Origin of the sequence: Amphritea sp. (genome assembly GCF_050300915.1) — a bacterium.
Lineage (GTDB): Bacteria > Pseudomonadota > Gammaproteobacteria > Pseudomonadales > Balneatricaceae > Amphritea.
In genome coordinates this window covers 1-26,000 of record NZ_JBNKYN010000004.1, presented here as the reverse complement: position 1 = coordinate 26,000, position 26,000 = coordinate 1, and the positions used below count along the sequence as shown (strand labels likewise).

Here is a 26,000-nt window from a genome sequence, read left to right as displayed (position 1 = left end):
ACTTCAACGTTTTTAATGGAAAAAAAACAACTTCCAATACAATAGGTTGAAATACATTTTTCATTAGCGCATTTTATACTGCAGGTTCTCAACAAACGATTATTACAGGTAAACAATTCATGAGTATGATTCACTTTGTCGGTGGAGAAAAAGGTGGTGTAGGCAAATCAGTACTATCGCGCGTGCTATCACAATACTTTCTGGACAACAGAATACCTTATATTGGTCTGGATGCAGACCAGTCGCACCCGACGCTGAGTCGTTATTATCTGGATTACACCCGCCCCATCAACCTGGACCACTTCGAAAGCATCGACCAGATCATGGAGCTGGCGTTGGAGGAGGATTGCAATATTCTCATCGACCTGCCGGCACAAAGTGAACGTTTTCTCGACCGCTGGATTGAGGAAAACGGGGTCATTGAGATGTGCGAAGAGATGGGCATCAAGCTGGCATACTGGTATGCCGTGGACAGTGGGCCAGATTCGGTCAAACTGCTGGATAACTTTCTCACGAAATACAATGATCAGTTTACCGTCCTGGTGGCGAAGAATCAGGGCCGCGGCAGCGACTTCTCCAATATTGAAGCGCTACCCCAGCTACAGGACACCGATAGGGAAAGCATGCCGCTATATCAGTTCTATATTCCCGCGTTGCATACCCCAACGATGCAAAAAATTGAAAAACTGGGGCTCAGCTTTTGGGCTGCAGCTAACCTGAAAGACAGCGAAGTTGAACATCTGGGTATTATGGAGAGACAACGAAGCAAAGTCTGGGTGAACAAAGTACATCAAACGATAGGTATTCTGCTCAGTTACTTATAATCGTTTATCGGGCCAGGATAGCCCCATCCTGGCCCGGTTTCTGTTCCAAACTATTTTTCAGCCGCAAATCGATAACTGATCTGCTAAACTCGCGCCTGTTAAAACATTAAGGCACAGGTCATGAGTTTCGCATCATTTGGTTTACACCCCGCTCTGCTACAGGCCATCGAAGATAAAGGCTATAGTCAGCCCACTCCGATTCAACTGGAAGCGATTCCTGCGGTTTTGAAACATCAGGATGTGATGGCGGGAGCACAGACCGGCACCGGGAAAACCGCCGCGTTTGCCCTGCCCATTCTGCACGCGTTAGGAGATATCAACGCTCCTGCCCCGGTGGTTAAAGCACTGATTCTGACCCCCTCCCGGGAACTGGCGCAGCAAGTGGGGCAAAGCTTCAGACTCTATGGCCAGCATCTGCCCCTGCACACCGTGATCGCCTATGGCGGCGTCAGCATCAACCCCCAGCTGGAGGCTATCGAACAGGGGGCTGATATACTGGTGGCCACACCCGGCCGGTTGATTGACCTGCTCTCCCGCGAGGCAATCGATCTCAGCCAACTGGCGTTCTTTGTGCTGGATGAAGCCGACCGGATGCTGGATATGGGCTTTATTGATGATATCAAACGGATTCTGCGCTCAGTACCGGATAGCCGTCAGACACTACTATTTTCAGCAACCTTTGACGACGCTATTTTCAAACTCAGCCAGCAACTATTAAACAACCCGTTACTGATCGAAGTAGACCAGCGCAATGCCGCCGCCAGTCAGGTTAAACAGATCGCCTACGAGGTGGATAAAGCGCGTAAACGTGAGATCACCTCCTACCTTATCGGCGCCAATAACTGGCAACAGGTGCTGGTGTTTACCCGCACCAAACAAGGTGCCGATGACCTGGCGAAAGAGATGTGTAAGGACGGCCTGAAAACCGAGGCGATACATGGCGACAAATCTCAGGGCGCCCGGGAAAGAGCGCTTGAAGGGTTTAAAAATGGCTCCATCCGGGTGCTGGTCGCCACCGATGTCGCGTCCCGGGGGCTGGATATTCAGCAACTAAAATATGTGATCAATTATGAGCTGCCACATAACGCTGAAGATTATATTCACCGTATTGGCCGCACCGGCCGGGCGGGTGAAACCGGTTTGGCAATCACATTGTTAAGTGCCGATGAAACCTGGCTGCTTGATGAAGTTCATAAAATTCTCGACACCCCACTGATGCAGCAGTGGTTACCCGGATATGAACCGAATCTTGATCAGGATTTCTCCCAGCCGAAAAAGAGAGGCAATAGCCGGGGTGGTCAGAACCGGAGTGGCCGTGGCAAGCCTGCGGGGCGCTCACGGCGTCGATAAGGAGTATAAGGGTGCAAGCTATTTTAGATGAGATCGTTGCTACCATCGGCGCGAGTGAAGAACGCGGCAAGGTGGCAAATTATATTCCACAGCTGGCCTGTGTCGACCCTGAGCAGTTCGCCATTACGGTGGCGCTGGCGGACGGACGGGTCTTCAGTGCCGGTCACAGCGACCGGCTGTTTTCGATTCAGAGTATCTCCAAAGTATTCACCCTGACAATTGCCCTGGGCAAGCTGGGTGATGCGGTATGGTCCCGGGTTGGCCGTGAACCCTCAGGCGACCCGTTTAACTCCATCGTGCAGCTGGAGCATGAACAGGGAAAACCCAGAAACCCCTTTATTAATGCCGGTGCCATTGCCATCGCCGATGCCATTCTGATGGGGCACCAGCCAAAAGAAACACTGGCTGAGATTTTACACTTTGTCCGTTTTATCGCCGACGATGACAGCATCAGCATCGACGAGAAAGTGGCGCAGTCAGAACTGATCACTGGCGACCGGAACGCCTCTCTGGCCCACTTTATGGCGTCATTTGGACGGATGAAAAACCCGGTTGATTGCGTCTTAGGCACCTATTTTCACCACTGTTCTATCGCCATGAATACCCAGCAGCTGGCTAAATCCGGCCTTTTTCTGGTCGATGATGGGCGCAACCCCGTAACCAGAACCCGGGTTGTTTCGCCACTGCGGGCCCGCAGGATTAACTCGCTGATGCTGATGTGTGGCCACTATGACGGTTCTGGCGAATTTGCCTTCAGGGTCGGCCTGCCGGGTAAGAGTGGTGTCGGCGGCGGAATTCTGGCCATCGCACCGGGTAAAGCGTCGATCGCCGTCTGGTCCCCCGGTCTGGATGATGTGGGAAACAGCAAACTGGGCACCGAAGCGCTGGAAAAACTGGTACAGCACACCGGCTGGTCTATTTTTGGCTAACCCATTTAACGCATAGATAAGGATTTTACGTGGAAAACCAAGGCTCTGCCGCCATCGCATTATGTAACCCGAAAAGCCCCTCCAATGTGGGTGCCGTCATGCGCGCAGCCGGTTGTTATGGTGCTTCAGCTATCTACTACAGCGGCACGCGCTTTGAACGCGCGGCTAAGTATCATCTGGATACCCGCGACATCAATAAGCAGATTCCGTTAACCGCGGTAGAGTCGTTTACGGAACTGGTGGGTAAACATAACCAGCTGATCTGTGTTGAACTGGCCGAAGGCGCTGTCCCCCTGCCCGACTTTGTTCATCCGCAGGATGCCCTGTATATCTTCGGCCCGGAAGATGGCTCCATTGATCAGTCGCTTGTTGATCTGGCTGATGCGGTTGTCTACGTGCCCACCGTTGGCTGCATGAATCTGGCCGCCACGGTCAATGTAGTGCTCTATGACCGGATGGCTAAGCAAAACCTGCAGATAGATCATGGGGAGCGGATTAAGCAGAGCCGCGACGTGAATAACCGCCTGGTGTTTAAAAATTAAACGTTATTACCCCCTGGGTTGTACTTCAGCAACACTGGCTTCGACCCGGTTACGGCCATTGTCTTTAGCCCGATAAAGCGCTCTGTCTGCCCGCTCTATCAGCTGGTTGCGGGTTTCATCCGCAAGCAGCTCTGCCGCACCAAATGAAACGGAAACATGGCCGTAGACCTCTTCTGAATTGGCTCTTTTTAACCGGCTTTTTGATATCTCCCGCCTCAGCTGATCAGCAACAATAAGGGCATTTTCAAGCGGCGTTTGCGGCAAAATAATCGCAAACTCCTCACCACCAAAGCGGCACACGAAGTCCCGGCCTTTGATCGACTTCTTTAGCTGTTTAGCAACAAACTGCAGAACCTTGTCCCCGACCAGATGGCCATAATCATCATTAAACTGTTTAAAATGATCGATATCACATAACAGCAGGCTGAGCGGCTCACCCAGTCCTACCGACTTCTCAATCATGCTGTCTAAAGCAAGATCAAAAGCCCGGCGATTGGAAACGCCGGTCAGGGGGTCAACATGAGACTCTTCCCGAACTTCATCGATCGCTTTATGTATCTCACGAACCTCTTTCAAGACTTCGGCCAGCTGACTACCCAGCTGCTGTTGCGATACAGCAACCTGCCGGGTATCTTTAATCGCATCCATAACAGCAACCAGTGTCAGTTCAGACCCGGCTTCACTACTCATCAGGTCGGCCAGCGAGTTTAGTCTGTCAGCATAGCCCAACAAATCATTGCCGGATGAGCCACACTCATTCACCACAGCAGACACAATCCCCTGAAGCTCTGAACGAATCAGTTCCAGAGCCTCCTCATCCTGTACATAGAATGTGCGATACAGAGCCCACAGATCCTCATTCAGATTATCGCTGTCAGAGGACAGGATTGCTTTAAACGCTGTATTCAGAGACCGGCTTCGGCCATCAATCAGATCATACGCAAGACGATAATTGACTGGCGTGCTCGGCAAGCGATGCTCCCTCAAAACAGAGAGCGCAAGCCTGAGGTTCTCAGCGGCCTTTTCATTGGTGTCATCAGAATAGGGGTTAGGTTTGTGTTTACCCATGTGCACTATGCTTCTTAAACTTATAAAAGTGGGACTATACGACAAAACACGTTAATTGCAGATATCTTGTGGCACGTTTTCTTACCTTTTTAATACCGTCATGCGACATAGCTAACAACAGAACCCCCAAAGCAAGCCTGTGCTTCTAACGGCTAACCGCACACACATCTCAAAGAAAAATCGTTCCCAGGCCTGCTGAAAGCATCACTACCAGCCAGGGTTTCAACTTCCAGAAAACCAGAGCCATATAAGCCAGTAGTGCAAAGGCAAACTCTGCGGGCCTGTGGATACTGCTGCTCCAGACCGGGTCATAGAGTGCAGCCAGCAAAATACCAACCACCGCGGTATTGACGCCAGCAAGCGCTGAACGCACCCGGCAATTATCCCGTAGGCGTTGCCAGAAAGGCAATGCGGCAAACACCAACAGAAAGGAGGGTAAGAATATCGCCAGCAGACAGACCAAGGCCCCCACAATACCGGAGGGTTGCAGCTGCATCGATGCCCCCAAAAAGACACTGAAGGTAAACAGTGGCCCGGGGACTGCCTGAGCCACCCCATACCCGGCCAGAAAAGCCTCCGGGCTGACCCAGCCGGAGGCAACGGTTTGCGCTTGCAACAGCGGCAACACCACATGACCGCCACCAAACACCAGCGAGCCGGTGCGATAAAAACTATCGACCAGGGCTAAAAGCTGAGCCGGGTATAGCTGCTGCAGGAGCGGTAGCCCCAGAAGGAGCAGGATAAACACACCCAACCACAGGGTTGCGCCCCGGCGACTGATGCCGATATTCAGACTATTATCAGACGCCGAACTGTGCGGACGGATCAGCAGCAACCCCGCCACGGCGGCAAGCAGCATCACCCCTATCTGACTAGCGATTGAGCTGCTAATCAGCACCACACAGGCGGATAACATCATCAGTGTCATTTTCACCCTACCCTGACACAGAGCAACCGCCATTCCCCATACCGCCTGTGCCACCACCGCCAGGGCAACCAGCTTCAACCCGGCTAGCAAACCGGGAGGAATAGCATCGCCAAATACCTGATAGCCAAACGCCACCAGCACCAAGCCTATCGCTGAAGGCAGAGTAAAACCAACCCAGGCCAGAATCGCGCCTGCGTATCCGGCGCGGGACAAACCGATGGCCAGGCCAACCTGACTACTCGCAGGTCCCGGCAAAAACTGGCAGAGGGCCACCAGATCAGCGTAAGCCTGTTCGGACAGCCAGCGCTGCCTGACCACAAACTCCTCGCGAAAATAACCGAGATGGGCGACAGGCCCACCGAAAGAGGTCAGCCCCAGCCGCAAAAAGATGATAAAGACCTGCCACAGAGAATCAGCTTTATTCATAGATACTTTTAACCGCAACAATACCGCTAAGGTCGCGCTACCCCTGATAGATCATAACAATACCGAGCAGAATAGTAACAGCGGCAAGAACCCGCTGCTGCCAGGCGATCCGTTCACGAAAGACAATAATTGAGATCAGCGATGCCAGAATGATCCCGGCATTGGAATACGCCACCACCACCGCCGAAGGCATCTGTTTCATCGCAAACACCACCAGCGCGTAGGCCAGACCGATACAAAACCCTCCCGCCAACAGCGCTAATGGAGAGATGCAGCGCTTTGGTCGCCAGGCAGCGGTTTGACGATAGAGCAACAACGTCAGCGCCAGCCACGAAGCGAGATACCCCACAGAGATAAACCCGACAATGGCACCAAAACTCTGCAGGCTTGCAACCGCCGATTTATCACTCAGCGAATAGATGCTGGTTGCCAGCATCGCGGTCATCGCCCAGGGCAGAGCACGTCTATCAGCGGTTGAGCCAGAACTCAACGCCAGAATTATCAACCCGGCGACACTGACAATAATACCGACCCATGCCCACAGCCCCAGTGATTCTCCCAGTAACAGCACACTCCAGATGGCGATCAACAGCGGCGAACTTCTCACCAGCGGATAAACCAGCGGCACCGGAGCGTGATGATAGGCCTGTCGCAGCCCCATAAAATAAACCACATTGGCAGACGCTGAGATTAACAGCAACAGAGCAAACGAGAGTGTCCAGTCAACCTGCGTCACCAGTGACCAGAACCCCCAGGGAGCAAATATCACCAGATGCGCCAGCAACACCCACCATAAAGGGAATGCGTTGGAAGACTGATAGCGGGCGATCAGGTTCCAGGTGACATGCATCATAACCGACAGGGCGACGGCAATTTCCGGCTCAAGTGTCATTATCTGTCTCAACACCCCTTTCTATCTCAAACAGCATTCCATCCCGGGCGATATACACCCCTTCAGGCAGTGTAGCGGCGGAATGCTCCAGCCAGCAATCCAACCGATGGCTAATATGGGTGAGCCAGAGACGGCTTGCAACGCTCGCCAGCTTCATTAAAGAGTCCAAACTCAACATTCATCAGCCGCGAGGGTGGGCTGTTCAGATAACCGTTTCATAGTCGCTCTCACTTCAATGAATAAACGGGTGAGAGCGTAAGGAATTTTGATGAACGAAAGATGACAGTTGGACGACACAACTGATCAGGGCAGATTAACTGGCGGATATTACGAGTGTTGACTAAATGTCAGGTCAGCTTCGAAAAAAAAGGCGAATATATGAAATATCCGCCTGTTTAGCTTGCTAATAGTTAAGCAATGACGTCACCCGCTCAGCGCTCGATAACCTCCATGACCGCCGCACCCAGCTCCAACATACTGGCGTTGCCACCCATATCCCGGGTCAGTGCTTTACCCTCCGCTAAGACGCTGGCCATCGCCTGTATCAGGGTGTCGTGTATCTGCTCAAAGCCCAGATGCTGCATCATCATCGCACCGGCCCAGATAGTGCCAAGTGGGTTAGCGATCCCCTGCCCGGCAATATCCGGGGCCGAACCATGCACCGGTTCGAACATCGACGGAAAGGTTTTTTCCGGGTTGATATTCGCCGATGGCGCGATGGCGATGGTGCCGGTACAGGCAGGTCCCAGATCTGAGAGAATATCGCCAAACAGATTTGACCCCACCACCACATCAAAGTGTTCCGGCATGCGTACAAAGTTAGCCGTGAGAATATCGATATGGTACTGATCCACATTTATCTGCGGATAGTCTTTCGCCATCGCCTCGACCCGGCTGTCCCAGTAAGGCATTGAGTGATAGATGCCGTTGGATTTTGTTGCAGAACTCAGATGCTTCGCCGGGCGGCTTTGCGCCAGTTCAAACGCATATTTGAGAATGCGATCGGTCCCACGACGGGTAAAAATACTCTGCTGCGAAACCACCTCATGTTCGGTGCCCTCATACTGAATGCCACCCACAGAGGAGTACTCCCCTTCAACGTTTTCCCTGACCACGTAGAAATCGATATCGCCGGGTTTCTTTCCTGCTAACGGGCATGGCACCCCCTCAAACAAACGGACAGGACGCAGGTTAACGTACTGATCAAACGCCCGGCGAATCGGCAACAGCAATCCCCAAAGGGAGATATGATCAGGCACACCAGGAAAGCCCACCGCCCCCAGATAGATCGCATCAAACCCTTTCAGCTGCTCCAGACCATCTTCAGGCATCATCCGCCCGGTGCGATGATAGGTTTCACAGGACCAGTCAAACTCTGTCCAGTTAAACTCCACCCCATGTTTACGCCCTGCCGCTTCGAGTATCTGCATCCCAATAGGGATAACCTCTTTACCGATACCATCACCGGGAATCACCGCAATCTTTACTTTGTTCATCGTCGTACTCACTTGAAAAAGAGATCTTTTCGAATTCGGAAATAACCATCTTATTCGATATGATACGTAGATTAAAAAGCCATAGCGTAAAGACAAGGATCACGAAGCGTGAATCAACTTCCTCCCCTTAACGATATACAGGTGTTCGTAGTCGCTGCCCGATTGCAAGGCTTCAGTAGTGCGGCCGACAGCCTGGATGTCTCGCCGGCATATATCAGCAAACGGATCAACCTGCTGGAGAAGCATCTGGGCGTGCGCCTGTTTATTCGCAACGCCCGGCAGGTGATACTGAGCCCCGAAGGTAAAATAGCCCTGGAGTGGTCAGAGCGCCTGTTGGAAACGATGGAGCAGATGGAAGCTGAAATTGTCAACGAACAGCTGATACCCAAAGGTAAACTAAGAATTGTCACCAGTAGCGGATTTGGCAGCCACTTTATCGCACCGGTGGTGTCCCGCTTTAGCCAGCAGTATCCGCAACTGGAGATTGATCTGGAGTTGCTCGACCGTCCCGTCGATCTGATTTCAGAGGGGTTTGATATTGAACTGCGAGTCGGCGGTGAACTGCCTCAACAGCTGATCGCCAGACGCCTCTGTGAAAACCAGCGAATTCTCTGCGCCGCGCCAGCCTATCTGGAAGAGTATGGCACACCGCAACAGCTGGCCGAGCTGAACCGTCACCGCTGCATCGGCATCCGGGAACGGGATCAGAGCTATGGACACTGGCGTTTGGAGAGCAGAGCCGGCAAAAAAAGTATCAAATTAACCGCGCCGCTAACCACTAATAACGGCAGCGTGGCCAAACAGTGGTGTCTCGATGGCCGGGGTATCATGCTCAGATCAGTGTGGAATATCCGCGAGGAACTGAACCGCGGCCACCTTATCCGCATACTCCCGGACTATAGTCAGCAAGCTGATATCCACGCAATCTACCCATCACGGCTGGAGACCTCAGCAAAACGTAAAGTGTTTGTCACCCTGCTGGAAACAGCACTGAAAAAGGTTTAAAGAGCCTCGTCTATAGGTTGACGGTATAACCCTATCAAAAAGCGCTATTGTACTTATATCAGGCAGCCAATAAGTTTGGCTCTATGCTGATTGAAATGGCCCGGCGATTTTTGCCCGGGGACTGCTGTGGCAACCGATCACAGCAGCAGACTACGATACCCTGTCAGAGGAAAGTGAATAGATGACTTTTAGCTGCGGCCAGACACGCACGGTTTCTACCTGTTTTTATGCGTTTGCCATGCGCTATAAACACGCTGGGGGCGCTCTGTTTGATGGTTTTATTGCCAGTAATGCCGACAAGAGCTTCGAATCGACCAATCGCAGCTGAGAGACCGGATCAGCCTTGCACCCGTCGAACATATGGCGCTCTGCAGGCCTCAAAAACCGGCTGACTTTACATAACTTTACTTATTATCAATCAACATTAGCCCTTCCTTATATATCAGAGAGTGATACCATAAAAAAATATTAAATCAGACCAGGAGTGTCGAATAATGAAAATGGTTATTAAAGCAGCATTGTGCGCAACAGTATTAGCGACGGTATCTGCACCCGTAATGGCAGAAGAGTATCCGTTTGCTGAGCAGATTGAAGGTCGCCAGGGTTATTTCCAGATGCTTAAGTTCAATATCGGCGTTCTGGGTGCAATGGCCAAAGGTCAGCGTGACTACGATGCCGATATAGCTCAAACGCTGGCCAATAACCTCAAAAATGCGTCTTTAATGAACAACCAGCTGATGTGGCCAAAAGGCTCTGATATGGACGCAGAAGGGTTATCTGGCAAAACAAAAGCGAAAGCCGCGATCTGGCAGGAAGGATCTGAGATCGGCCAAAAGAATAAGGAGTTTGCCGCCGCCGCTGAAACAATGGCTGCCAATGCCGGTCAGGGGCTTGATGCATTACGTAAAGCCATTGGCCCGCTAGGTAAGTCATGTAAAGGGTGCCACGAAGAGTATCGCGCTAAATAATAGCTCTGCCGGTAGCCTTGTTAGCCGATAAGGCTACCCTTATCCCAATCGTCAATCGCATAAGGAGTATCTAGTTGATGGTTAAGGTCTGGGACCTGCCCACCCGAATGTTTCACTGGCTACTGGTTTCACTCGTTGTATTTCTGATTTACAGCGGCAGCTGGGACGACAGCCTGATGAAATGGCACTTTTATAGCGGTTATCTTCTTTCAGGCTTAATTTTATTTCGTATTTTATGGGGCGTTGTCGGTACACACTATGCCCGGTTCTGCTCTTTTGTGGTATCACCAGGCAAAGCGCTCAGCTATCTGACATCACTGGTTAAAGGCCAGCCTGAACACTTTTATGGCCATAACCCTGCGGGGGCAATGATGGTCATACTGCTGATGCTGTTGCTCATCTTGCAAATCGCCTCGGGCCTGGTCACCTCTGATGAAGTGCTATGGGAAGGCCCATTTTACGCCAGCGCGAGTGAGGCGCTTTCCAGTTTAGGTGCCGAGGTTCATCACAGGGTTCAGTTGATCCTGCAGTGTTTCGTGGGACTGCATATTCTGGGAGTCATCGTTCACAGCATTGTATCAAAAGAGTCATTAGTTGCCTCCATGTTCACCGGTCGGAAACAAGACGCAGGGAACGCAAAACCAAGAGGTCCGGTTAATCCCCTTGCCTTTATCCTGTGCTCAGGACTCAGCGGGGCGTGGGTTTACTATCTGTTTGGTTTGCCTCTGTGATAATGAAACGGTTCATCTGATAATCACCATGAAACCGTCCGGTTGATTTAAACCTGAACACCGTTTACCGGGGTTTGAGAGGATGATGATCTTAGCCTGTCTGTTTGATAGCTGTATTAAAATGGAAGAAAGCATCTATTATGTTCCATATCGCACTGAGTGGAGGCAAGTAACCGCTTCAGTAGATTCCTATGTATTACGGAGATAAATGAGTATGGCCCACGTTGAAGAGTTAGAGTTATCGGCACATCGCAGCGACATCATCAAAGACGTAAAAGATTTAATCGAAAAGTATCGCACTATTTTTGAGTGGGATGTACCGGATATAGATGAAAGACTGGCTGACCGTTTAATTTTAAACGAGGTTCGTCTGGCCCTTGATGAAGTTCAGAAAGAGTTACTCACAGAATAAAAACCTTCGGGTCATCGTCGCACGCTCCGATGCTGTCTCGCTTCGCTCGGCTCGAACCTGCGATTCTCATCCGCTAGTCCGGATACAAAAAAACCGCCAGAAGGCGGTTTCTTTTTGTATCTGGTAGGACTAGGCGGATTCGAACCGCCGACCTCTACCATGTCAAGGTAGCGCTCTAACCAACTGAGCTATAGTCCTGAAGTGATGCGTATTATACGGTTGCGTCTGATCTATTCAATACTTTATTTAAGAAAATTTCAGCGCTATAACCTTTATTACATATATGACCGGTAAAATGTGCTCTCTTTGGCTTTTCGGCCCATCTTAAAACTGTTTTAACGCCACACCGACGCTGACTAAAAGTGCCACGACGCCAGCCTGGTCTGATCAGGCCCGGGGGTCGAAGAGAGTCACCCGGTTACGGCCATTCTGTTTCGATTTATACAGGGCCTGGTCAGCCTGTTCCAACCATGCCAACGCATTCATCTGACTAAGTGCAATCTCGGATACTCCCAAACTGATAGTAACCTTCAGGCTATATTCACCATACTGCATCACACTCGCCTCAACAGCGGCGCGCAATCGCTCCGCAAAGACCAGCGCATTTTCACCGGAGGTCCCAACCAGAATAGCGCCATACTCTTCACCACCATAACGGCCCGTGATATCTGTTTTTCGCACATATTGTTGCAGTGTCTGCGCGATTGTCTTAATAACCAGATCTCCCGCCTGATGACCGTAGGTATCGTTCACTTTTTTAAAGTGGTCGATATCAAACATAATAACAGAGCTGGTCTCCTTCATCCGGGCAAAACGATCAAACTCTTTTTCCAGGCACTCCTGCCAATAGGCACGATTATATAGTCCGGTCAGGCCATCGGTGCGGCTAAGGGATTGCAACTGCTGATTGGCTTCCTCCAGTTTCTGCTGGCTGATCGCATTATCCGTAACGTCGTAGATGAGAATGCCTATATGATCAATCTGCCCGGAAGGGGAGCTTAAAGGGGAGAGAGTAACGTTCTGATACATATAAGATGCACTTCCCGTAATCGGGCGATTGCTCTTAAACGGAAACAGGTAAGGCCGTTGCTCCCAGGAGATATAAGCAGTATTGCTGAGTAGTAAAACCGCCTCAATTTTTTTCTTCAACCATCGCGCAGGAAGTTCAGGATAGAGCGAAAAGAGATTTTGGTTAACCGCTTTGCTGGCTGAGATGCCAGAGTGATTTTCCATAAATCCATTCCACATGCAGATATAACTGTCACGATCGACCACCACCAATCCCACTTCCAGATTCTGTAATAAGCCCAGGTTCCAGTGCAGATCTTCTATTTCCTGATTCATATCTCCTGTCATCCAAAGTATCTCGCCATTTCCTGTAATTTTGGCAGTGAGTCCGCAGTGAAAATAATCAGAAGCTCACAATGAAAACTCTGTGCTTTCAGCTGATAGTCTATCGAGATCATCAACGTCTCCTGCCATTGGGAGTTTTGCGCGGTCATCCCAGAAAAGTTACGCAAGATGATAGGGGTTGCCCTGCTTAGAGAGATGTCCAGTTGCTTTGAAAAGCTTGATGAGAAGGCGCCAATCAGGACATTGGAAAGAAACATTTCCAGTTCTGCCTCAAGCTGCTCCTCCTGGCTTTGCATATCCATCAGACTGGCAATGGTATTCAGATTACTGCGTTTAATCACCAACAATGCTTCCCCCGCGAGATCAGGGCCAACAAACCCCTGACTGACAAGATTAAAGCCGCTGCTGACAGCAGACAGAAGTAATCTATTCACCTCGCCTGAAGATACCAGCCTCACATTAGGGATGGGCAGATCAACAAACGTATCAAGCAGGCTGGCAAGCATAGCCCCTGCTTGCCCCATCGCCACATTAGATATCTCCTGATAATAGTCAGGAAGCTCTATGACCTCTTGATTGCGTGTTTGATCCCCGGGATGTTCAAGCTCGGAAAGTAAGCCATATCGATGCAAGACATCGGCAATCGCCTCCGGCGAACAGGGCTTTTTTATAAACTCCAGCGCCCCCAACGCCAGTACCCGGTTTCTGGCTTCAGCCTGTATATCCCCCGAAACAACAATCACCAGGGTAGGCAGATCATGTTTACGGATCTCTTCCAGCACCTGATAGCCATCCATGATCGGCATATTCAGATCCAGAAACAGAACATCACCTTTTTGTGCACGCACAGCGTCCAGCGCTTGCTGGCCTAGCTCAGCAAAGGTGATGTCCACATTCCAGCCATGTAAAGCCGCGGCCATCTGTTTACGCGCCAAACGGGAATCATCACAGATAATAACAGGAACAGGTGCACTCAAAGACGTTTTCCTTTTTCCGTTTTCCTTCCAGAGAATAACAGCAGATGGTATGTGAGCCTAATGGATAAACCGCAAGAAAACAATTACGCGAGAGTGACAATAATGGGTTCAGTACATTATTTAATCAGTTATCATTCTTGCATCTGCCTGAGTGAGCGACACTGGCAGGCGCGTAGCGGCCCGGCATTGATACAAGCATTAAACCCACAAAAAGCACTATTTTTTCTTTCTGTATTTTAAATATTATTCTCCCAAATCATCTGATTTTTATCCATATTCAGACGAATAACCTGCCTCAGGCGAGCTAACTTAGGCTAACTTTAATCTATCTATTGATTACCGTTGTATCGGATTCAGATCACGATTCTAAGAAGTGCTCACAAGGAGGGCCAGGTATGTTGATTGGTATCCCAAAAGAGATCAAAAACAACGAATACCGCGTCGGTATCACTCCGGCCGGGGTTCGTGAACTGGTGAGTCATGGACACAGCGTCATAGTGCAGCGTGACGCTGGTACGGCAATCGGCCTGCTGAACCATCAGTATGAAGCGGCAGGAGCTACTCTGATTGATACTCCGCAGGAGATCTTTGCCACTGCGGAGATGATTATTAAGGTGAAAGAACCTCAGCCTAACGAATGCAAAATGCTGCGCTCTGGACAGCTGTTGTTTACCTACCTGCACCTCGCTCCAGACCCGGAGCAGACCCGCTTACTGATTGAGTCGAACTGTATCGCTATCGCCTATGAAACGGTCACCGATGCACAGGGAGGCTTGCCACTACTGGCACCGATGAGTGAGGTTGCCGGACGGATGTCTGTTCAGGCAGGTGCTCATGCACTGGAAAAGGCCCAGGGAGGCATGGGGGTTCTGTTAGGGGGTGTTCCCGGCGTAGCGCCCGCCAAAGTCACAGTAATCGGCGGTGGTGTTGTCGGTATCAATGCCGCCCGTATGGCGATGGGACTGGGCGCCGATGTAACTATTCTGGACCGCTCACTCCCCCGTCTGAAAATGCTGGATGAACAATATGGCCCACGATTGAAAACCCTGTACTCCAGTGTTGAAAGTATCGAGCATGAAGTGATCCAATCTGATCTGGTGATCGGTGCGGTGCTGATTCCCGGGGCGGCTGCGCCGAAACTGCTCAACCGTGAAATGCTGAAGAAAATGAAAAATGGCGCTGTTCTGGTAGACGTCGCCATTGATCAGGGGGGCTGTTTTGAGACCTCTCACGCCACCACCCATCAACACCCTACCTATGAAGTGGAGGGTATTATTCATTACTGTGTTGCCAATATGCCAGGAGGGGTCGCACGAACCGCAACCTTCGCTCTGACCAATGCCACCCTGCCGTTTGCCCTGGCCCTCGCTAATAAAGGTTATAAGCAGGCGCTGCTTGATGATCCACATCTGCGCAACGGTTTGAATGTGCACCGGGGAAACATCACCTATGAGGCGGTTGCGACAGCGCTGGAGTATGACTATGTAAGGCCCGAACAGGCGATTAGTTAGCGCAACGATAATACCCTTGAGTCATTATCATGGGCCAGCCGAAAGCGCTATTCTGTCGATAGCGCTTTTCTTACACCCCAAGCATTTTACTAAACTCTTTCGGAGAAATGATGTTTTCCTCAAATGCTTCAGCTGTTACCGGCCGTCCCAGATAGTAGCCCTGCAAAGCATCACACCCGGCACGAGCAAGAAAATCCATCTGAAACTGGTTTTCAACCCCTTCGGCAATCACTTTTAACCCCAAACCTTTCGCCATCGCCAACGTTGCCGTGACCAATTGCTGGTCCCCGGGATCTTCCGCCAAATCGCGGACAAAAGTACGATCAATCTTAATCACGTCAAAGGGAAACTGCTTCAGATAACTTAACGATGAGTAGCCTGTCCCAAAATCATCCATCGACAAGGAGATCCCCATCGACTTCAGTTGGGCCAGTGTTTGAGCGGTTGAATCATCGTTTCTCACGAGCAGACCTTCGGTGATCTCAATCTCTAAGCAGGATGGATCAAGCCCGGTTTCTTCAAGTATCCGCAGCAATACCGGTACAATCTGTCCATCGCGAAACTGTCGCGGAGAGACATTCAAAGCCATACGGTAGCTTTCGCCTAAACTGCGCTGCCAGCGAACACCCTGCTCACAGACCTGCCGGATAATCCACTCTCCGATTGAAAGTATCAACCCGGTCTGCTCTGCCACCGGTATAAACTGTTCCGGCGACACCTGCCCCAACGTCGGGTTATTCCAGCGAATCAGCGCTTCAGCGCCAATCACCCTCTTCCGGTGCAGACAGTAGATCGGTTGATAGTGCATGCTCAGCTCTTGGTGTTCAAGGGCTCCCCTGAGCTGTTGTTCAACCTCCAGACGTCCCAACACATAGTCATTCATCTCCGGAGAGTAAAAGCTGAAGCCGTTACGTCCCTGCTCTTTTACCCGATACATCGCAGTATCGGCCTTTTTCAGCAACTCATCCGGGTCTACTCCATCGCCAGGAGAGACGGCAATACCGATACTGCCACTGATATAAAAACTACGCTGCTGTATCTGAAACGCCATTCCCAGCATTTTGAGAATTTTTTGTGCAACGATTTCAGCATTATAAAGATTATCCTGATTCTCCAGCAGCAGAATAAACTCGTCACCACCATAACGCGCCAGAGTATCATCCTCACGAACAGCATCCTGCAGCCGCCGGGCAACCAGTACCAGCAACTCATCTCCAACCTCGTGCCCCAGGGTGTCATTGATTTTCTTAAAATCATCCAGATCGATAAACATCAGGATAACCAGATTGCCCTTTGACTGGGCATTGATAATCGAACGGTTTAAACGCGCCCGCATCAGCTTACGATTCGGCAAATTGGTCAGCGCATCAAACTGTGCCTGATACTGCACTCTTTGTTCATACTCTTTGCGTTCGGATATATCCCTGAGGCAGCTCATCCCCACTGAGTCATCGTCTAGCTGAGTAAACTGATAGGAGACCTCAACCGGAAATACCAAGCCATCAGCCCGCACCGCCCGCGTTTCGAAGCCGGGTTCATCATGATTGTAATACTGTTCGACATCGCCTTGCTGATCGGTATCGAACAGTTGCAGCATTGGCAGGTTTAGCAGTTCCTGTCGCCGATAGCCAAACATCACCTCAGCCACAGGGTTACAATCAAGAATCCGACCGCCCTGATGCATAATGATCGCTTCAGTCGACACCTGAGACAATTGCTGCAAGCGCGCCTGACTACGTTTTAAATCGGACTCAGCCTCTTGCCGCAGCAAAATCTGGCGGCTGCCATGGCGATAAAGAAAGCTGACCATTGCCATCGCTACAAGACTAAAGCCAACCATCAGCCACAACCAGAGTGACTGTCGACTGGCAAACAGCGAGTGTACAGTATCGTCAAGGTAGGTTAATGACCAGCCAGGCAGGAATTCGATAGAGGTCGAATAAACCCGGTAGTGTCGTCCCGAAGCATCCTCAACCAAGCTATCCTCTAACCATTTAAACTGCTCAGCACTCTTTACCTGTCCGCCATACTGGCCGCTCTGGCGAATAGCCGCCTGCTGCATTGGGTCCAGCGGCATCAGACTACTGAAAATCCACTCCTGTATATTGGAGGCGAAAATGATGCCGTTGCGGTCCACTAACACAACATGACCTGAGTGATGCCATGAACGCGTTTCTAACGGTTCCAGAGGATATTTATTGACCACTATCCCGATAAACTTCCCCTCAGTATCCACCACCCGGTGAGAAAAATAGATACCCCGTTCATGAGTACTAGCGCCTAACGCCGGATAGACAGAGGAACCTGAAGCAGCCGCTTCACGGAAGTAGGGACGAAAAGAGAAGTCCTTATTGATCGCCTGATCTTTAAATTCAAAGTCATTGGCCGCGACAAAGACGCCATTCTTATCAAGAATGAAGCACAACGAAGCCCCTGACAAAGTGCAGACGTTATTCAGCATCGGGCTGATATCCAGCACTTCACCTAACAGGTAACGCCGGATATCCGGTAAGACTGCCTGAATAGCAACCTGACTGGAATGCCCCTCAAACAGGGCATCCATCTCGCGCTGCAGCAAGTCAATGATATTAACCGCGCTGCGCTGTGCATCACGCTCTGAAAAACTCAACAAATTGAGATAATTAGCAATCACACCCGTCGCGGCAACTAGACAGCACAACAGCGTAATCGCAAACAAAACGGCTCTGGCTTTCATCGCCCATACCTGACAATGGTAACTATGTACGCCATCAAACCGCAGCCCAAATTGATAATAAAACTAAGCATAACAAACATCCTTTAAATATCAGGCTTAATCTACACGTACCATGAACGATTTACCCGATCTCCCTGTAACAACTCTACTCATATTGAGCAGCAGTCAACTGCAAACAAGCTTGTCATAATATCGAAGCACCACGGGACAGATATGCTAGCGCTGGTGCCATACCCAACTAAACTAATGTACTCATAATCTGTTCCAGCAGAAAGTGAGCAACCGGCTCAGCCTACCCCAGAACAGCCCCTGTTATCGGCAACAGAATGACTCAGATAAAGAGGAACAATTAATCGGGTGTCAGATAGGAACCGATCAGGTCGTATTGATAGCGCTCATTACAGGCTTTCACTAAGTCGACAAACTCATTCGCAGGAACCGGTTTACCGAAAAAATACCCCTGTATCGCATCACAGTCAGCCTGGGCAAGAAACTCATACTGAAACTCGTTCTCTACTCCCTCAGCAACGACTCTGAGTCCCAACCCTTTTGCCATGGTAATTGCTGCGGTTACCAGTTGCTGGTCACCCTGGTCCTCTTCCAGATCCCGAATAAAGCTTCTGTCCACCTTGACACTATCAAAGGGAAACTGCTTGAGATACCCCAGAGAGGAGTGACCTGTACCAAAGTCATCCATCGCAATTCTGATACCCATCGCTTTTATCTGGTCCAGAGTCTGAGCGGTTTCCTCATCATTACGAATCAGAAGCCCTTCGGTAATCTCGATCACAAGCTGATAGGGTGGAAAACCGGTTTTATTTAAACCACTTCGCAGGGCTGAAAGAATATGGCTATCCCTGAACTGCACCGGTGAAACATTGATAGCCACCCTTAACTCTGATCCCAACGTTTCCCGCCAGGATTGACCGCACCGACAAGCCTCTTCGATAATCCAGTCACCAATGGGCACGATCAATCCGGTCTGCTCTGCGACCGGAATAAACTCATCGGGGCCGATCGGGCCCAACACTGGATTATTCCAGCGTAATAACGCTTCAGTGGCAGACACCCGTTGCTGCTTGATATTGAAGACAGGTTGAAAGTGCAGGCTTAACTCATGACGTTCCAGCGCATTGCGAAGCTGACGGCCAATCTCCAGGTTTCTGATAACATCTTTATTCATATCCGGAGTATAAAAACTGTAGCCATTACGCCCCGACGCTTTCACCCGGTACATCGCCGTATCGGCTTTGCGCAGGATTTCATCCGGCACAGTGCCATCGGTAGGAGCCACCGCGATACCAATACTTGCACTGATATAGTAACTCCGGTCTTTTACCCGGAATTCACGGGCTAACGCAGATAAAATATTCAGTGCTATCTCTTCCGTCAGGTAGAGGTCTTTCTGGCCCTCAATCACCAGGATAAACTCATCACCACCATAGCGAGACAAAGTATGCTCCCCACCAAGGATCGCTCGCAGCCTGTTAGCGACCTTAATCAGCAACTCATCCCCCTCCTCATGCCCCATCGAGTCATTCACCCACTTGAAATCATCAAGATCAATAAACATCAATGTAAGCAGCTTATCGCCTGCCTCTGCTGCAGCAATTGCACTGAGCAGTTTCTCAAGCATCAGGGAACGGTTAGGCAGATTGGTAAGGGCATCAAACTGAGCCTGGTAAAGCACTTTCTGTTCATGCTCTTTGAGCTCAGAAATATCCCGAATACAGCTTATTCCAACGGTTTCATCATCAATCTTAGTCTGTTGATAGTTAACAATGGCATTGAAACGACTGCCATCAGGACGTACCCCATCACACTCAAAACTGGACTCACTATGGCTATATAGTTTTTTAATCTCCGTACGGGATGGGGTATGAAACAACTCAAGCAGTGAAAGACGTCTTAACTGATCTCCCTGACACCTGAACAGTCTTTCCGCTGCCAGGTTAAAATCAAGAATAAGGTCTCCCCGATGCATGATGACGGCTTCAGTTGCAACCCCTGATAGCTGTAATAATCGGGCTTCACTCCTTCGCAGTTCAGCTTCAACCTGAACCCGATAATCAATCTGCCTTCTTCCCTCCCGATAGAGAAAAATGATCAGCGAAAAGACTAACAGCGTAATAGCAAACATCAGATATAAAACTCTATGGCCAAACTCTCCGCCCCAGGAAGAGTTATGCGCATTGAGATAGACCAGGTTCCATCCGGGTAATAATGAGGAGGGCTGTGTATACACCTTATACTGATTGCCCGCCGGGCCCTGCACGGTATCCCTATTTATCCGTTCAAACGTCACAGCCAGATCAGCGAGTGCCTGACCATCCTCAGGCCCGGATATTAAATTCGACACCGGCAGGCGCTGTAACAACCACTCCTTACGGCTCGAAGCAAAGATCAGACCGTCATTATCGACCAACAATGCAATACCCGGCAGCTCATCAAACTTTTGCTCTAATGTCTCCGGCGGAAATTTATTCACCACAACACCCAGCAATTCACCATCATCATCCTCGATACTATGGGAAAAATAGATACCTCTTCGCAGTGTTGTCGCCCCTACCGCCAACTGAACGGCCGAGCCTTGAGATAAGGCCTCTTTAAAATAGGGGCGATATGAAAAATTGTCCGTCAGCAACTTCGCTTTTTCGGGCACATCATTAACAGCAATGATATCGCCCTGCAGATTCAGAAGGTAACAAAGAGAGGAATCACTCAGGGAACAAATACTGTTCAACACCGGCGTTACATCTTCCCTCTGCGTTATCAGATACTCTCTGATCTCAGGCAGCGTCGATTGAATTGCCACCTGCACACGAAAACCATCGATAAACAGTTTCAGATCATGATTAATATGGGCAACAACATCCCCAACATTACGCCGGGTATCCTGTTGCGTGTATGCCCCTAACACCAGATAGTTCACTATGACACCCAGCACGGCGGTAAGTCCGCAGGTGAACGTGAGAATCAACAGGATATTTCGGGATCGCATATCAGCTTCACCATTCGTAGGGGATACAACTCGACACAGAGGGTGTCCTGAGACTAACCCCTCTGTCACGAAAAGATGTCAGATATAATATAGAGAACCCCAGCGACAAAAGAGTATGATTGCCACTCAGATTGAGTAACTGAACAGATGTTTTCTGCTAAACAGCAGCGATGTTATAACTGCAACTAAGGGCTGAACGCAACGATGAGTTACAGACCGCTGTGTTTGAGTTTCTCCAGCTGATCGCGGTAATGCGCCGCTTTCTCAAATTCCAGATTTTTGGCTGCTTCATACATCTGATCTTCCAACCGGCTCATCGTTTTAGCCAGTTCAGCAGAACTGAGCTTCTTCGCATCCAGCTGATACTCTGTCACCGGCTCAGCCACCTTACGTCCCGATTTGGTTTTACGCCCAGGTATTGAAGACGCACCTTCCATAATATCAGCAACCGATTTTTGAATACCGACCGGGGTAATACCATGCTGCTCATTATAGGAGATCTGCTTATTCCGCCGCCGTTCGGTTTCATCAATGGCCCGCTGCATTGAACCAGTAATCCGGTCGGCATAGAGGATGGCCCGACCATTGATATTCCGTGCAGCACGACCGATAGTCTGAATCATTGAGGTTTCGGAGCGCAGGAAGCCCTCCTTATCGGCATCCAGAATGGCCACCAGTGACACTTCCGGCATATCAATCCCTTCCCGTAGCAGGTTGATACCCACCAGCACATCAAACTCACCGATGCGCAGGTCACGAATTATTTCAACCCGCTCAACCGTATCAATATCAGAGTGCAGATAGCGCACCCGCACCCCATGCTCATCCAGATATTCAGTCAGATCCTCGGCCATACGCTTTGTCAGAACAGTGACCACAACCCGTTCGCCTTTCGCAGCCACCTGGTTAATTTCACCCAGCAAGTCATCCACCTGAGTACGGGCAGGACGCACCTCAACCAGAGGATCAAGCAACCCGGTTGGCCGTACCACCTGCTCAACCACCTGACCAGCATTAGCAGCTTCATACTTACTCGGCGTGGCCGACACCATAATCATCTGTGGTGCCTGGCGCTCCCACTCTTCAAACTTCATCGGCCGGTTATCCAGCGCTGAGGGTAGCCGGAAACCATATTCCACCAGGGTTTCTTTACGGGAACGGTCACCTTTATACATCGCCCCCAGCTGCGGGATGGTGACATGGGATTCATCCATCACCAGCAAAGCATCCGCTGGCAGATAATCAAACAGTGTTGGTGGGGGTTCGCCCGGTGCCCGCCCTGACAAATAACGGGAGTAGTTTTCAATGCCAGAGCAATAACCCAGCTCCTTGATCATCTCCACGTCATACATTACCCGCTGTTCAAGCCGCTGCACTTCAACCAGTTTATCGTTACTGCGCAACTGCTCCAGCCGGGGATGCAGCTCTTCAAGAATGTTATCGACCGCTTCCAACAGTTTCTCCCGCGGCGTAACGTAGTGGGATTTAGGATAGATGGTTGCTCTGGGAACACGGCGCAACACTTCGCCGGTCAGCGGATCAAAATAACTGATGTTCTCTACTTCATCGTCAAACAGCTCAATCCGTACCGCTTCTTTCTCTGATTCCGCCGGAAAAACATCAATCACGTCACCCCGCACCCGGTAGGTTCCCCGGTGCAGCTCCACATCATTGCGGGTGTACTGCAGCTCTGCCAGACGGCGCAAAATGGTTCGCTGATCCGCCGCATCCCCGCGATCAAGGTGCAGCATCATCCCCAGATAAGACTTGGGATCACCCAGACCGTAAATCGCTGAAACGGTGGCAACGATGATCGCATCATCCCGCTCCAGAAGCGCCTTAGTGGCCGATAAACGCATCTGCTCGATATGCTCGTTGATCGAAGCGTCCTTCTCAATAAAGGTATCCGATGAAGGCACATAGGCTTCTGGCTGATAATAGTCGTAATAGGAAACGAAGTACTCAACGGCGTTATTCGGAAAAAACTCACGAAACTCGCCATATAGCTGCGCCGCCAGGGTTTTGTTGTGCGCCATGATAATCGTTGGCCGCTGTAGCTCTGCGATCACATTCGCGATGGTGAAGGTTTTACCCGATCCGGTAACCCCCAGCAGGGTTTGTGCCGCAAGACCGGCATGAATGCCATCGACCAGCCCCTTAATCGCAGCGGGCTGATCTCCGGCAGGTTGAAACTTTGACTGAATCTGAAAACGTTGCTTCATAATAGTTGTTTCATAACTGATCTATACGGCACAAAAACGGAAGCCGACTATTATACCTGTATGAAAAATTTTCTGCTGAACGATCATCTGCTAAAAAGTAAATCACTATTTCAGAGATAGTTGTCACTTTGTTGAAATAAATACGACTTTTAAGCGGAATGAACGATGAAAATGATTTTTCCGCAACCCGGATTCCGGTATTATTTGTCGGTTGAACACACCGTGGTATAGGACCACTTTTTTTCAGAGGATATGGCTAGGACAATGCAACTCTCCGATCGCGTTAACAGCATTAAACCTTCTCCGACACTGGCAGTGACTAACCGTGCTGCTGAACTGCGTGCAGCGGGTAAAAATATTATTGGCCTGGGTGCCGGTGAACCCGATTTCGACACCCCGGATCACATTAAAAACGCTGCTATTGAAGCGCTGAATAACGGCTTCACGAAATATACAGCTGTTGACGGTACGCCCGCTCTGAAAAAAGCCATTATTGCCAAATTCAAACGGGATAACGGCTTTGACTACGAAGCCAATCAGATTCTGGTGTCTTGCGGCGGCAAGCAAAGCTTCTTTAACCTGTCACTGGCGCTATTGAATGCGGGCGATGAAGTGATTATTCCTGCGCCTTACTGGGTATCGTATCCGGATATGGTGCTGATGGGCGAAGGTGTACCGGTGATTGTCACCACCACCCAAGAAGCGCGCTTCAAAATCACTCCGGCACAACTGGAAGACGCGATCACTGACAAGACCCGACTGTTAGTACTGAACAGCCCGTCTAACCCGACTGGCGTTGCCTACACAGAAGCAGAACTGAAAGCTCTGGGTGAGGTACTGGCCAGGTATCCTGATGTACTGATCGCAACGGATGACATGTATGAGCATATCCTGTTCACCGATACGCCATTCATCAATATTCTTAACGTCTGCCCTGAGCTGTATGACCGCACCATCGTCTTGAATGGCGTGTCTAAAGCTTACTCAATGACCGGCTGGCGTATTGGTTATGCTGCGGGCCCGGCGAAACTGATTGGCGCGATGAAGAAGATCCAGTCTCAAAGCACCTCCAACCCAACCTCCATCTCTCAGGTTGCCGCACAGGTTGCTCTGGATGGTGATCAGGAGTGTGTTAAAGAGATGGTTAAGGCGTTCAAACAGCGCCATGACTTTGTGGTCGAAAAACTCAACGAAATCGAAGGCGTTGACTGCATCCCCGCTGATGGCACCTTCTACGCGTTCCCGAGTTTTCAGCAGATCATCGACAAAGATGAGCGCTTTGAGAATGATCTCGACCTGGCTGAGTTCCTGCTCCTGGAAGCAGGCGTAGCACTGGTGCCGGGCTCTGCCTTTGGCGCCCCGGGTAACATGCGTTTATCCTTCGCAACCTCGCTGGACATTCTCGAAGATGCGATCAGCCGCATTAAAGCTGCGCTGGAAAAGTAATTTTTCAGTACTCTGTAAGCCGGGCTAAGCCCGGCTTTTTTGTCTCATCATTGCCACCCCCCTCTCATATCCGCACCTCTTTTGAGCAAGCCGGATCAGGCTTAACTGTTCAGAAAACTTTAATCTAAACAGCATTGGCATTTCAGCAAAGTCTCACTATAATATTTTCTTTTTTAAGACGACCGGTCTAATTAATATGACTCGCCCCAAAAGAAACGAACACAACCGGGAGAAGATCCTGCAAACGGGCATGGATCTCTTTAACCGCAAGGGTTATCACGGCACCGGCCTGAAGGAGATCCTCGACACCTGCCAGGTGCCTAAAGGCTCTTTTTATAACTATTTCGAGAGTAAAGAGCAGTTTGCCGTTGAAGTACTGGAATACAGTCATCAACTTGAAGATGAAAAGTGGGATAAACGCACCAGTGATAACGAAGGTAATTTACTGAAGCGATTTCTGCTTGCGATCAATCAATTCATTGAAGATTATGAGAATGACCCCGATTCAACTGGCTGCTTATTAACGAATATGATGGGAGAGGTCGGCAATGCCAGCGACTCCTTTCGCGAGATCATCAGACTCTCCTGCAACCGGGTAATCGATTGTATTGAAGAAAGTTTTAAAGGCGGACAGTTGCAGGGGAGTTTTCGCGCTGACCTTCCTGCCCGGGCTCTGGCCCAACTTTTTTGGGATAGCTGGCAGGGCGCACTGTTACGTACCAAAGTTGAAGCGTCAACCACCCCGCTGCGTGAAGTAGCCGACACTATATATATACTATTTGCACCATTGGAAAATCCTGAGACTAAGGATGGAGATAATAATGAAATTTAATCAGTTCTTGCCCCCTGCGTTACTCAGCCTGACGCTAATCTGCTCATCCATGACTCAGGCTGCAGGTTTGCCTGCAGAAGTGATACATGTACAAAGCAAATCCCTCACTCAGATGATCGAGGCAGTTGGCGGTCTGAGCGCTAACGAATCGATCATTCTGCGCCCGGAACAGAGCGGCAGCGTTGAGAAAGTATTGTTCACCGAAGGCTCCACGGTTAAATCGGGTGAAACACTGGTGGTATTAGACGCATCACTATACAAAGCTCAGCTACAGGAAAGTAAAGCACGGGTAAATCTCAGCCGTATCGCCTATAACCGGGCGGCCAGCCTGGTGAAGAAAAAGGTAGGTTCACAACAGGATATGGATTCAT

At 50.1% G+C, this 26,000-nt stretch carries 22 protein-coding genes, 1 tRNA gene and 1 other RNA gene; 12 read left to right on the top strand and 12 right to left on the bottom strand.

Annotated features, from left to right (window positions below; all coding sequences use genetic code 11):
- Positions 1-119 precede the first annotated feature (119 nt).
- From ACQY8X_RS01680 to ACQY8X_RS01665, 4 genes are all read left to right on the top strand, one after another.
- Positions 120-824 carry a mobilization protein MobD gene (locus ACQY8X_RS01680; protein WP_428033403.1) on the top strand — a complete coding sequence of 235 codons (705 nt, stop codon included), beginning with the start codon at positions 120-122 and terminating at the stop codon, positions 822-824.
- A gap of 120 nt (positions 825-944) precedes the next feature.
- On the top strand, positions 945-2,174 hold the full coding sequence (locus tag ACQY8X_RS01675; protein ID WP_428033402.1) for a DEAD/DEAH box helicase: 1,230 nt from the start codon (positions 945-947) through the stop codon (positions 2,172-2,174).
- A gap of 11 nt (positions 2,175-2,185) precedes the next feature.
- Positions 2,186-3,103: a glutaminase gene (locus ACQY8X_RS01670; RefSeq protein ID WP_428033401.1), complete on the top strand. Its 918-nt coding sequence runs from the start codon at positions 2,186-2,188 to the stop codon at positions 3,101-3,103.
- A gap of 29 nt (positions 3,104-3,132) precedes the next feature.
- Positions 3,133-3,645, top strand: a complete 513-nt coding sequence (locus ACQY8X_RS01665; protein ID WP_428033400.1) for an RNA methyltransferase — start codon at positions 3,133-3,135, stop codon at positions 3,643-3,645.
- A 6-nt stretch (positions 3,646-3,651) separates the two neighbouring features.
- On the opposite strand, the gene ACQY8X_RS01660 is transcribed toward ACQY8X_RS01665, so the two are convergent.
- The 5 genes from ACQY8X_RS01660 to ACQY8X_RS01640 all read right to left on the bottom strand — a co-directional run bounded on the left by ACQY8X_RS01660 (position 3,652) and on the right by ACQY8X_RS01640 (position 8,455).
- Positions 3,652-4,713 (bottom strand): GGDEF domain-containing protein, encoded by a 1,062-nt coding sequence (locus ACQY8X_RS01660; RefSeq protein WP_428033399.1) that lies wholly within the window; start codon positions 4,711-4,713, stop codon positions 3,652-3,654.
- 169 nt (positions 4,714-4,882) lie between these two features.
- Positions 4,883-6,067 carry a chromate efflux transporter gene (gene chrA, locus ACQY8X_RS01655; protein ID WP_428033398.1) on the bottom strand — a complete coding sequence of 395 codons (1,185 nt, stop codon included), beginning with the start codon at positions 6,065-6,067 and terminating at the stop codon, positions 4,883-4,885.
- 37 nt (positions 6,068-6,104) lie between these two features.
- The gene (locus ACQY8X_RS01650) at positions 6,105-6,959 is read right to left on the bottom strand and encodes an EamA family transporter (RefSeq protein ID WP_428033397.1); all 855 of its coding nucleotides are present in this window, start codon (positions 6,957-6,959) and stop codon (positions 6,105-6,107) included.
- Positions 6,949-7,116 carry a hypothetical protein gene (locus tag ACQY8X_RS01645; RefSeq protein ID WP_428033396.1) on the bottom strand — a complete coding sequence of 56 codons (168 nt, stop codon included), beginning with the start codon at positions 7,114-7,116 and terminating at the stop codon, positions 6,949-6,951. Before ACQY8X_RS01645 ends, ACQY8X_RS01650 begins: the two co-directional genes overlap by 11 nt.
- Positions 7,117-7,390: 274 nt before the next feature.
- Positions 7,391-8,455: a tartrate dehydrogenase gene (locus tag ACQY8X_RS01640; RefSeq protein WP_428033395.1), complete on the bottom strand. Its 1,065-nt coding sequence runs from the start codon at positions 8,453-8,455 to the stop codon at positions 7,391-7,393.
- 108 nt (positions 8,456-8,563) lie between these two features.
- On the opposite strand from ACQY8X_RS01640, the gene ACQY8X_RS01635 reads away from it, so the two are divergent.
- The 4 genes from ACQY8X_RS01635 to ACQY8X_RS01620 all read left to right on the top strand — a co-directional run bounded on the left by ACQY8X_RS01635 (position 8,564) and on the right by ACQY8X_RS01620 (position 11,159).
- Complete coding sequence (locus ACQY8X_RS01635) at positions 8,564-9,460, top strand: LysR substrate-binding domain-containing protein (RefSeq protein WP_428033394.1); 897 nt, start codon at positions 8,564-8,566, stop codon at positions 9,458-9,460.
- Positions 9,461-9,641: 181 nt separating this feature from the next.
- The gene (locus ACQY8X_RS01630) at positions 9,642-9,788 is read left to right on the top strand and encodes a hypothetical protein (RefSeq protein WP_428033393.1); all 147 of its coding nucleotides are present in this window, start codon (positions 9,642-9,644) and stop codon (positions 9,786-9,788) included.
- 166 nt (positions 9,789-9,954) lie between these two features.
- Positions 9,955-10,428, top strand: coding sequence for a c-type cytochrome (locus tag ACQY8X_RS01625; protein WP_428033392.1), 474 nt, complete (start codon positions 9,955-9,957; stop codon positions 10,426-10,428).
- Positions 10,429-10,505: 77 nt separating this feature from the next.
- On the top strand, positions 10,506-11,159 hold the full coding sequence (locus ACQY8X_RS01620; protein ID WP_428033391.1) for a cytochrome b/b6 domain-containing protein: 654 nt from the start codon (positions 10,506-10,508) through the stop codon (positions 11,157-11,159).
- Positions 11,160-11,539: 380 nt separating this feature from the next.
- Here ACQY8X_RS01620 and ACQY8X_RS01615 read toward each other — a convergent pair.
- The 4 genes from ACQY8X_RS01615 to ACQY8X_RS01600 form a co-directional block, all read right to left on the bottom strand.
- A non-coding RNA gene (locus ACQY8X_RS01615) (RtT sRNA) lies at positions 11,540-11,660 on the bottom strand.
- Between the two features lie 32 nt (positions 11,661-11,692).
- Positions 11,693-11,769, bottom strand: a tRNA-Val gene (locus tag ACQY8X_RS01610).
- A 189-nt stretch (positions 11,770-11,958) separates the two neighbouring features.
- Positions 11,959-12,915: a diguanylate cyclase gene (locus tag ACQY8X_RS01605; RefSeq protein ID WP_428033390.1), complete on the bottom strand. Its 957-nt coding sequence runs from the start codon at positions 12,913-12,915 to the stop codon at positions 11,959-11,961.
- A gap of 8 nt (positions 12,916-12,923) precedes the next feature.
- On the bottom strand, positions 12,924-13,901 hold the full coding sequence (locus tag ACQY8X_RS01600; RefSeq protein WP_428033389.1) for a response regulator: 978 nt from the start codon (positions 13,899-13,901) through the stop codon (positions 12,924-12,926).
- Positions 13,902-14,296: 395 nt separating this feature from the next.
- Here ACQY8X_RS01600 and ald point away from each other — a divergent pair, with 395 nt between their 5' ends.
- Positions 14,297-15,412: an alanine dehydrogenase gene (ald, locus tag ACQY8X_RS01595; protein ID WP_428033388.1), complete on the top strand. Its 1,116-nt coding sequence runs from the start codon at positions 14,297-14,299 to the stop codon at positions 15,410-15,412.
- 70 nt (positions 15,413-15,482) lie between these two features.
- On the opposite strand, the gene ACQY8X_RS01590 is transcribed toward ald, so the two are convergent.
- The 3 genes from ACQY8X_RS01590 to uvrB form a co-directional block, all read right to left on the bottom strand.
- A complete protein-coding gene (locus tag ACQY8X_RS01590; protein ID WP_428033387.1) occupies positions 15,483-18,128 on the bottom strand; it encodes a bifunctional diguanylate cyclase/phosphodiesterase in 2,646 nt (881 codons plus the stop codon).
- Between the two features lie 349 nt (positions 18,129-18,477).
- A complete protein-coding gene (locus ACQY8X_RS01585; RefSeq protein WP_428033386.1) occupies positions 18,478-21,129 on the bottom strand; it encodes a bifunctional diguanylate cyclase/phosphodiesterase in 2,652 nt (883 codons plus the stop codon).
- A gap of 209 nt (positions 21,130-21,338) precedes the next feature.
- The gene (gene uvrB, locus ACQY8X_RS01580) at positions 21,339-23,351 is read right to left on the bottom strand and encodes an excinuclease ABC subunit UvrB (protein WP_428033385.1); all 2,013 of its coding nucleotides are present in this window, start codon (positions 23,349-23,351) and stop codon (positions 21,339-21,341) included.
- A 264-nt stretch (positions 23,352-23,615) separates the two neighbouring features.
- Between uvrB and ACQY8X_RS01575 the strand changes: the two genes are divergently transcribed.
- From ACQY8X_RS01575 to ACQY8X_RS01565, 3 genes are all read left to right on the top strand, one after another.
- Positions 23,616-24,797: a pyridoxal phosphate-dependent aminotransferase gene (locus ACQY8X_RS01575; RefSeq protein ID WP_428033384.1), complete on the top strand. Its 1,182-nt coding sequence runs from the start codon at positions 23,616-23,618 to the stop codon at positions 24,795-24,797.
- A gap of 196 nt (positions 24,798-24,993) precedes the next feature.
- Positions 24,994-25,629, top strand: coding sequence for a TetR/AcrR family transcriptional regulator (locus ACQY8X_RS01570; protein ID WP_428033383.1), 636 nt, complete (start codon positions 24,994-24,996; stop codon positions 25,627-25,629).
- Positions 25,619-26,000: efflux RND transporter periplasmic adaptor subunit (locus tag ACQY8X_RS01565; protein WP_428033382.1), on the top strand; the 382-nt coding region annotated here is incomplete at its 3' end. The genes ACQY8X_RS01570 and ACQY8X_RS01565, both read left to right, overlap by 11 nt.